Source organism: Streptomyces hygroscopicus subsp. hygroscopicus (assembly GCF_001553455.1).
Taxonomy (GTDB): Bacteria; Actinomycetota; Actinomycetes; order Streptomycetales; family Streptomycetaceae; genus Streptomyces; species Streptomyces hygroscopicus.
Window position 1 is genome coordinate 1 of the sequence record NZ_BBOX01000537.1, and the last position, 8,532, is coordinate 8,532.

An 8,532-nucleotide genomic window follows, 5' to 3' on the forward strand; every position below is an offset into this window, starting at 1 on the left:
GTCGTCACCGCGGCGGCCGAGGGGAACACCGCCGTGTGCCTGGTGACCCCGGGTCCGGGCCCGGACCCGGTCCCGGACCCGGGGAGCGGGGCCGACGCCACCTCGGGCGGGACCGGGGACGGCCCGGGACGGTCCGGCGGAACGGAAGCGAGCAGTCGATGAGCGGCCGGCGGAGACGGCGGAGAGCGAGCGACCGATGATCACGCGACTCGAAGGATCCTGGTGCCTGGTCCTGGGCGCCTCCAGCGGTATGGGCCTGGCCATCGCCCATGAACTGGCCCGCGAGGGCGTCCACATCCTGGGCGTCCACTTCGACACCACCGACGGCCAGGAGAAGGCCGCCGTCGCCGGGGAGGAGATGCGCGGCCACGGCGTCGAGGCGCACTTCTTCAACGCCAACGCCGCCTCCGCCCGCACCCGCGAGGAGCTGCTGCCCCGGTTCGAGGAGCTGACCGGCGGCAAGGGCATCCGGATCGTGGTGCACTCCCTCGCCTTCGGCACGCTGCTGCCGTACGTCGGCGCGGCGGGCGAGGAGAGCCTGACCGCCCGGCAGATGAACATGACGCTCGACGTGATGGCGCACTCCCTCGTCTACTGGACCCAGGACCTGTTCACCGCGGGGCTGCTGCGCGAGGGCGCCAAGGTGTACGCGATGACCAGCGCCGGGGGCGCCCGGGTGATGCCCAGCTACGGCGCCGTCTCCGCCGCCAAGGCCGCCCTGGAGTCCCACGTGCGCCAGCTCGCCCTGGAACTGGCCCCCTCCGGCATCGCGGTCAACGCGCTGCGCGCCGGGGTCACCCCGACCCCGTCCATGGAGCGCATCCCCGGCAGCGACCGGCTCGCCGCCCGCGCCCGGGACCTCAACCCGCACCGCCGGCTGACCCGGCCCGAGGACGTCGCCGAGGCGGTCTCGCTGCTCTCGCGCACCGACTCCTCCTGGATCACCGGCAATGTGATCGGCGTGGACGGCGGTGAGCTGCTGACATGACGGACCACCTGCTGATCGAGACGGGCGGGCCGCAGACCGGACCCGCCTGCGAGCGGTTCCTCGGCGACGCCGCGCGGCTGGCCAGGGACGGCCACGCGGTGGTGCTGTTCCTTGTCGAGAACGGCGTGACCGCCGCCGTGCCCGGCAGCGCACCGGGCATCGAGACCTTTCTGAGCGACGGCGGCGAGCTGTGGGTGGACACCTTCTCCGCCGCCCAGCGCGCCCTGCCCGCCGCCGACCTGACGCCCCGGGCGCGGCTGGTGGAGATGGCCGACGTGGCCGCGAAGCTGCTGGAACCACGGGTCAGGGCGGTGTGGCACTGATGGCCCGGCCCGTTCCCCGTACCGATGTACTGCTCAACCTCTTCGGTGCGCCCCACCAGACCGACCTGGTCACCTCGGCGCTGCGGCTGGCGACGGCGCTGCTCGACCGGGGCGCCCGGGTGCAGATCTGGACCTGCGGCGACGCCACCCGGCTGACCTGCGCGGCCCTCGGCGAGACCAAACCGCGCGACTACACCGACCTGGGCCGCGAATATCCGTCCACCGCCCGCGTGGTCCGCGAGCTGATCGCCGGCCACCCCGACCGGCTGTACTGGTACGTGTGCCGCTTCTGCGCCCAGGAGCGCGGCGCCGCCGACCAGATACCGCAGGTCCGCAAGCGGGCGCCGTTCGTCTTCGCCGAGCATGTGAGCGCGGCGGACAAGAGCCTGCTCATGGGGGTGTGCTGAGCCATGGGCGACCAGGCGCGCTGGCTGCTGATCGTGGAGAAGGCGTACCGGGGCTCGATCGAGACCCAGTACGCGGACGCGCTGTACTGCGTGCCCGATCTGCACCGGCGGAGCGGCGGCTGCGATCTGGCGCTGCGCGGCCCCGCCGTCGGCTACGCCCTCGACACCGGCTCCCGGCCCTCGCTGCGCCTGGGCGACCGCACCCTGGACACCCTGCCCCACCCCCCGGCCTCCGTGGCGAGGCTGCTGGCCGCCGGGGTGACCGTGCTGGTCGAGGAGGACGGCCTGGCCGGGTATGGCCGCACCGCCGCCGAGCGGCTGCTGCCCGGCGTACGCGTCATCGAAGGCGACGGCCTCGCGGCCCGCTGGCCCTCCTACGAACAGGTGTGGTTCCTGTGACCCGTCCCTCCCACGGCCCCTCGGCCCCTCCCGAAGGAGTACCCGAACCCATGGTCAACGCCTCCGGCGGGGCAGCCCCGGTCATCTCCGCCTGGACCGCCGTATCGCCCCTGGGACTGCGCGGGGCCGACTTCACCGCGGGCCTGGGGTCCGGCCGCTCGGCCGGCCGGCCGCTGGACCCCGAGGAGTGGTCGGTGCCGTTCCGTGCGGCGAGCCTGGTGCCCGACTTCCACATCCGGCAGATCCTCGGCCGCAAGGGCACCCGCTCCATGGACCGGGCCACCGGGCTGGCCGTCACCGCGATCCGCCATCTGCTGACCGGGGAGCGGGAGGACGGCGAGGCCGAGCGGCTCGCGGGGGTGGACGAGCGGACCGGTCTCGCGCTGGGCACCAGCACCGGATCCGCCCAGAGCATCATGGACTTCACCCGGGACTCGCTGGTGGGGGACAAGCCCTTCTACGTGGACCCGGCCCGGTTCCCCAACACCGTGATGAACTGCGCGGCCGGCCAGTCCGCCATCTGGCACGGGCTCAAGGGCCCCAACACCACCATCGCGGGCGGCCGGGCCACCGGACTGCTCGCCCTCCAGTACGCCCTGCGGCTGCAGCGGGCCGGACGGGCGGACGCCGTGCTGTGCGGGGCGGTCGAGGAGTTCTCCTCCGCCCGCGCCTGGCTGGAGTGGCACGCCCGCGCCGACGAGGACAGCGCCGACAGCGCCGCCGTGCTCGGGGAAGGCGCGGCCGTATGGCTGCTGGAGCCCGGTGCCTCGGCGCGCGAGCACGGGCGCGCGGGGCTCGCCGAGGTCGTGGGCCTGGAGTTCGGCTGCGCCGTGGACGCGCGGGCCGCCCGTACGGTGCTCGCCGGGGCGATCGGCAGGCTGCTGGAGCGCACCGGTGTGACCCCCGGCGAGCTGGCCGCCGTCGCCGACTCCGGCGCCCCCGGCGCCGAGGGTGCGGCCGAGCGCGCCGCCCTCGCCGACGCCCTCGGCGGGGCGGAGCCGCCGCGGATCACGGTGGCCGACACCGTCGGGGACACCTGCGCCGCCGCGGCGGCCTTCCAGATCGCCGCCGTCCTGGCGCTCGCCGAGCGCGAAGAGATCGCCTCCGGCGATACCGCACTGGTCACCACCGTCGACCGGGACGGAGTGGTCGGCGCGGCCCTGCTGCGGATCCGGTGACGGGCCGGCCGACCCCATGAGCGAAGGAGCTGGATGAGATGACGGACATCGGGACAACGGGCACGGCGGCCGGGGACGAGCCGCCCCGTACGGCGCTGGTCTTCCCCGGGCAGGGCGCGCAGAAGGCGGGCATGGGCCAGGCGTGGCGGGACACCGCGTCCTGGCCGCTGGTGGCCGAGATCTCGGAGCACACCGGCACCGACGTCGAGGAACTCCTGCTGAAGGCCGACGACGAGACGCTGCGCCGCACCGATCTCGCCCAGATCGCCGTCTTCACCACCGAGGTCCTCGCCCACCGGGAGGCGGAAGCCGCCGGGCTGCTGGGTGAGGTGGTGGCCTGCGCCGGGCACAGCCTGGGCGAGTACACCGCGCTGTACGCCGCCGGGGCCGTACCGCTCGCCGAGACCGCCCGCCTCGTCGCCGCCCGCGGCCGGGCCATGCGCGCGTGCGCCGAGCGGTCGCCCGGCACCATGGCCGCCGTAGTGCGGCTCGGCCCCGAGGTCGTCCGGACGCTGGTCGCCCGGGTCCAGGAGGACGGCGGCCAGGTCTGGATCGCCAACGTCAACGCACCCGGCGCCATCGTGGTCTCGGGCACCGCCGAGGCCGTGGACCGGCTCGCCGGACTGGCCGTCGAGAGCGAGGGCAAGGTGATCCGGCTCGCCGTCGGCGGCGCCTTCCACAGCCCGCTGATGGCCGCCGCCGCCGATGAGCTGCGCGAGGCCCTGGCCGCCGTGCGCTTCGCCGCCGCGCACACCCCGGTCGTCGCCAATACGGACGCCCGCCCGTACGCGAGCGGAGAGCACTGGCGGGACCTCGAACTGAGCCAGCTCACCAGCCCGGTGCGCTGGGAGGAGTGCGTACGGACGCTGGCCGGCGAACTGGGCTGCGCCCGGTTCGTGGAGCTGGGCCCCGGACGCCAGCTGACCGGCATGATCCGCCGGATCGTGGACGGCGCGCTGACCGTCCCGGTCGAGTCGGCCGCCGCCCTCGCCAAGCTCACCGCCCCCGAGCCCGCTGAGCCCCGCTGAACCCCGCCCCTGAACCCCCTGAGCCCCACCCCCTGAGCCCCACCCCTTGAGCCCCACCCCCTGAGAACGGAAGGAGACCCCCGCATGGCCGACGCCACCACCGCCGTGGACATGGACGAGCTGCGCACCTTCGTCGCGGATGTGCTCGATGTGGACGAGGAGGACGTCACCGACGACGCCGACTTCGTCAAGACGCTCGGCGTGGACTCCCTGATGGCCCTGGAGGTCATGGTCGTCCTGGAGAAGAAGTACGCGGTGAAGCTGGAGGAGCGGGAGATGAAGGACATCACCACGCTCCGGAAGGTGCACGACCTGCTCGCCTCGAAGCTGGAGAAGTGAGATGACGGCGGCCGGGTGGGGACCGGTCGACGGCACGGTGAAGGTCGTGGACCCCGGGGTCCCCGGTGAGCGGCCCGCCCGGTGCGTGGCCGTGGTCGACGCGTCGGAGAAGGTGTTCGCCGGGCACTTCCCGGGGTTCGCCATCTTCCCCGGGGTGTGTGTCGTCGAGTACGTCCAGCGCGGCGCCCTGGCCACGCTGCCGGAGCGCGAACCGGGCGGGCGCTGGGTCCTGGCGGCCGTCGAGTCCTCCCGCTTCCTGAGTCCGGTCTACCCCGGAGACGAGCTGACCAGCGAATACGTCTGGTCGCGCAAGGACGGCGCCCTGCGCTGCCGGGCCTCGGCGGCCACCGGGCGCGGGACCGCCGCGCAGATAAGGCTGCGCTTCGAGGACCGGAAAACTCAGACCGGAAGGGCCGGAGAGACCGGAGAGACCGGAAGGGCCGGAGAGATGGGAAGGGACATGGAGGCCCGGAGCGGCCGGGACCGAGGAACGGACGCCGGATGATCACGGTCGATGAGATCAAGCGGGTGCTGCCGCACCGCTACCCCATGCTGCTGGTGGACCGGGTCACCGAACTGGTGCCGGGCGAGCGGGCGCGCGGGCTGAAGGCGGTCACCTGCAACGAGCCCTGGTACGAGGGGATGCCGGACACCGCGTCCGAGGAGGACTACCACTATCCGTGGACGGTGCTCATCGAGTCCTGGTGCCATGTGGCCGGGGTGCTGGTGGCCTGGGACCGGCCCAACCCCGATGTGCGCACGGGCAAGGCGATGCTGCTGGGCGGCATCACCGACGCCGAGTTCCACCGCCCGGTCGTGCCCGGCGATGTGGTGGAGCACCATGTGCGGCTGGCCCGCCAGGTCGGCGAGACCTTCGTCTTCGAGGGCGAGAGCCTGGTCGGGGACGAAACCGCCCTCACCGTCGGCCGGCTGACGATGACCATGCGCCCGGCCTCCGACCTGACCGGCGGACCGGCGGCCGGCCCGCCCGCGCCCGGAACCCGACCGGACCCGGCCGCCCAACCGCCTGCCGCCGCACCGCCCCTGACCGACCCCCGCTGACCGACACCTGCTGACCGACACCCACCGAGAAGGACCCGACCGTATGTCCGACCGAATATCCGACGACACGGGCCGCGCGTCCGGTGACGGGGAGCGGGCGCCGCGTGTGGCGCTGGTCTCCGGCGGCTCCCGGGGCATAGGCCGGGCCACCGTGCTGCGGCTGGCCCGGGACGGATTCGATGTGGTGTTCTGCCACCGGTCCAGCCCGGACGCCGCCCGCGCGCTGGAGGAGGAGGCGGCGCGGCTCGGCGGCGGGCGGGTGATCGGCCGGCGGACGGACGTCCGCGACGCGGGAGCGGTGCGCGAACTGGTCGCCTTCACCGAGGAGTCGCTCGGCCCGGTCGAGGTCGCGGTCACCTCCGCCGGGATCACCCGGGACAATCCGCTGCTGCTGATGAAGGACGAGGAGTGGCGGGGCGTTCTGGAGGTCAACCTCGACGGCACCTACCACCTGTGCCGTTCCGTGGTGTTCGGAATGATGAAACGCAAGTCCGGATGTGTCATCAACATATCGTCGGTCGCCGGTGTCCACGGCAATGCGACCCAGAGCAATTACGCGGCCTCCAAAGCGGGGATCATCGGCTTCACCAAGTCGCTCGCCAAGGAGGTCGGCCGGTACGGCATCCGGGCCAATGTGGTGGCGCCCGGCTTCATCGAGACCGATATGACGGCTGACCTGTCCGACCGGGCCCGGAAGGAAGCGGAGGAAAGCATCCCGCTGCGCCGCTTCGGCCGTCCGGAGGAGGTCGCCGACATGGTCGCGTACCTGGTCGGCGCGGAGTACGTGACCGGCGCGGTGTTCCAGGTCGACGGCGGCATCATCATCTGACGGGACGAGCGAGGGGGTACGGACGTGCCAGCCAAGCGCAGCAAAGCACCGCGCTTCTATTTCAATTTCCGCAGCCCGTACAGCTGGATCGCCTACCGTGACCTGATGGACCGCTATCCGGATGTCGCACAGGCGGTGGAATGGCACCCGTGGTGGGAGCCGGACGCGGATCATGAGCGCCGTATGGCCGAACACCGCCATCATTTTCCGTACGCGGCGATGTCCCGGGAGAAGCATCTCTATATTCTCCAGGATGTGCGCCGGCTGACGGCCGACCGCGGGCTCGCGGTCAGCTGGCCGGTGGATGTCGACCCGGTCTGGGAGGTGCCGCATCTGCCGTACTTCCTCGCGCTGGACGCGGGGCTGGGCCCCGCGTACATCGAACGCGTCTACCGTGCGCGCTGGCTGGAGGGCCGCGACATCTGCGACCGTGCGACCATCGCGGCCATCGCCGAGGAGCTGGGGCTCCCGCCCGACCGGGCCGCGGCGGCGGCCGACGACGAGGAGCTGCGCGGTGGCCGGGGGCTCCGGGCGCTGCTCACGCTCAGCGACGCCGGGGCGTTCGGCGTGCCGTTCTTCACCCACGGCTACGACAAGTTCTGGGGCGTGGACCGGCTGCCGGCCTTCGTCGATTCGGTACGCTCCGGCGCGCGGCCGGGCCCCGGCTCCGGCGCACGCGCCCGGGACACGCCCCCCGCCGGACCGTCCGGGACGGACTTCGCCGCCGCCCGGTCGGCCGATCCGGGCCATGCCGGAGGCTGTGGCTGACTCTTCGCCCGCCCGCTCGTTCACACGTTGTGCCCGTCCGCCCGCCCGTTCCGACCGAGACGAGACCGCCCTGACCGCCGATGGACACTCCCCCTCCTGGAGGACGCAGATGCCCGAGCCACGCCAGACGTCGGCGCGGTCTCCCTCTGTGGGAGCCCGCGTCCTCTCGGCCGCGGCCCTGCCGATCGCCCCGCTGTACGGGGCCTCGCTGGCGTATCTGGCCTTCCACCCCAGGCGCCGGGAGCAGCGGGGGCATCCGCGGGACCACGGGCTGCCCTGTACGGAGCTGAAGGTCCCCTTCGCGGCGCGCAGGCACCTCGACGCCTGGCTGTGCCCGGGGTCCCCGGAGAAGGTGGTGGTGCTCGGGCACAGCATGGCGACGGCGAAGGACCAGAGCCTGCGCCATGCGAAGTTCCTGCACGACGCCGGGTACACCGTCTGTCTGTTCGACCATCGCAACCACGGGGCCAGCAGCGACGACCGGGCGCTGTTCGGACTCGGCGACCGGTTCGCCGGCGATGTCACCACCGTGGTGTCCCATCTGCGCGCCCAGCGGGGGTACGGCTCGGCGCGGATAGCCTTCTACGGCTTCTCGTTCTCGTGCTTCTCGTCCATGTGGGCGCTGACGCACGACGGCTTCGACCTCGACGCACTGGTGTGCGACAGCGGGCCGGGGCACGATGTCCCGCCGCTGCTGCGCAAGTACCTGGAGGCGGAGGCGCTGCCGCTGCCCGCCCTGTTCAAGGACGAGCCGTCCCGTTCGGTGGTGGTGCAGACGCTGTGCGCGGTGGGGCCGGCCATGCTCCGGGCCCAGTGGCCGCCGCCCGCGACGGGCAAGTTCGCCAAGATCCCCCTGTTGTTCATGTCGGGCGAGCACGATGCGATCGTGCCGCCGTCCTCGGTGGACGCGCTGGCCGAGCGCTATGCCCAGGCCGAGACGCACATCCTGCCGGGTGCCGAGCATCTGCTCGGGCTGGAGACCGATCCTGAAGGCTACGCGAGCGTGGTGCTGGACTTCCTCGAGCGTGCCCTGGGGTAGCAACCGTGACCGTCCTCGCCGGGACGGAACCTTTCGGAAGAGGGAAGAGAGAGCATGCAAAAGGTGCTCATCGCCAACCGTGGCGAGATCGCTGTCCGTGTTGCCCGTGCCTGCCGGGATGCCGGGATCGCGAGCGTTGCCGTCTACGCCGATCCGGACCGGGACGCATGCC

The 8,532-nt window shown here is 72.8% G+C and carries 13 protein-coding genes; all 13 read left to right on the forward strand.

What is annotated here, in order from left to right; genetic code table 11:
* The first annotated feature begins 196 nt into the window (after nucleotides 1-196).
* A complete protein-coding gene (locus tag AXW62_RS38190; protein WP_030839918.1) occupies nucleotides 197-988 on the forward strand; it encodes an SDR family oxidoreductase in 792 nt (263 codons plus the stop codon).
* Nucleotides 985-1,311: a hypothetical protein gene (locus AXW62_RS38195; RefSeq protein ID WP_060948405.1), complete on the forward strand. Its 327-nt coding sequence runs from the start codon at nucleotides 985-987 to the stop codon at nucleotides 1,309-1,311. The genes AXW62_RS38190 and AXW62_RS38195 overlap by 4 nt, the downstream gene beginning before the upstream one ends.
* The gene (locus AXW62_RS38200) at nucleotides 1,311-1,718 is read left to right on the forward strand and encodes a DsrE family protein (protein ID WP_060948406.1); all 408 of its coding nucleotides are present in this window, start codon (nucleotides 1,311-1,313) and stop codon (nucleotides 1,716-1,718) included. Before AXW62_RS38195 ends, AXW62_RS38200 begins: the two co-directional genes overlap by 1 nt.
* A gap of 3 nt (nucleotides 1,719-1,721) precedes the next feature.
* A complete protein-coding gene (locus AXW62_RS38205) occupies nucleotides 1,722-2,117 on the forward strand; it encodes a hypothetical protein (protein ID WP_030839927.1) in 396 nt (131 codons plus the stop codon).
* Between the two features lie 50 nt (nucleotides 2,118-2,167).
* Entirely contained in the window at nucleotides 2,168-3,295 is a 1,128-nt protein-coding gene (locus AXW62_RS38210) for a beta-ketoacyl synthase N-terminal-like domain-containing protein (protein WP_060948407.1), read from the forward strand.
* A gap of 38 nt (nucleotides 3,296-3,333) precedes the next feature.
* Complete coding sequence (locus AXW62_RS38215; protein ID WP_060948408.1) at nucleotides 3,334-4,323, forward strand: ACP S-malonyltransferase; 990 nt, start codon at nucleotides 3,334-3,336, stop codon at nucleotides 4,321-4,323.
* A gap of 84 nt (nucleotides 4,324-4,407) precedes the next feature.
* Nucleotides 4,408-4,662 carry an acyl carrier protein gene (locus AXW62_RS38220; protein WP_030843998.1) on the forward strand — a complete coding sequence of 85 codons (255 nt, stop codon included), beginning with the start codon at nucleotides 4,408-4,410 and terminating at the stop codon, nucleotides 4,660-4,662.
* A 1-nt stretch (nucleotide 4,663) separates the two neighbouring features.
* Nucleotides 4,664-5,167: a 3-hydroxyacyl-ACP dehydratase FabZ family protein gene (locus AXW62_RS38225; RefSeq protein ID WP_252368887.1), complete on the forward strand. Its 504-nt coding sequence runs from the start codon at nucleotides 4,664-4,666 to the stop codon at nucleotides 5,165-5,167.
* On the forward strand, nucleotides 5,164-5,724 hold the full coding sequence (locus AXW62_RS38230) for a 3-hydroxyacyl-ACP dehydratase FabZ family protein (protein WP_060948409.1): 561 nt from the start codon (nucleotides 5,164-5,166) through the stop codon (nucleotides 5,722-5,724). The genes AXW62_RS38225 and AXW62_RS38230 overlap by 4 nt, the downstream gene beginning before the upstream one ends.
* 43 nt (nucleotides 5,725-5,767) lie before the next feature.
* Nucleotides 5,768-6,553: a 3-oxoacyl-ACP reductase FabG gene (gene fabG, locus AXW62_RS38235; protein WP_060948410.1), complete on the forward strand. Its 786-nt coding sequence runs from the start codon at nucleotides 5,768-5,770 to the stop codon at nucleotides 6,551-6,553.
* 24 nt (nucleotides 6,554-6,577) lie between these two features.
* On the forward strand, nucleotides 6,578-7,321 hold the full coding sequence (locus AXW62_RS38240; protein WP_060948411.1) for a 2-hydroxychromene-2-carboxylate isomerase: 744 nt from the start codon (nucleotides 6,578-6,580) through the stop codon (nucleotides 7,319-7,321).
* A gap of 109 nt (nucleotides 7,322-7,430) precedes the next feature.
* A complete protein-coding gene (locus tag AXW62_RS38245) occupies nucleotides 7,431-8,360 on the forward strand; it encodes an alpha/beta hydrolase (protein WP_060948412.1) in 930 nt (309 codons plus the stop codon).
* A 54-nt stretch (nucleotides 8,361-8,414) separates the two neighbouring features.
* On the forward strand, nucleotides 8,415-8,532 hold a 118-nt coding region (locus AXW62_RS42100; protein ID WP_159061064.1), incomplete at its 3' end, for a biotin carboxylase N-terminal domain-containing protein.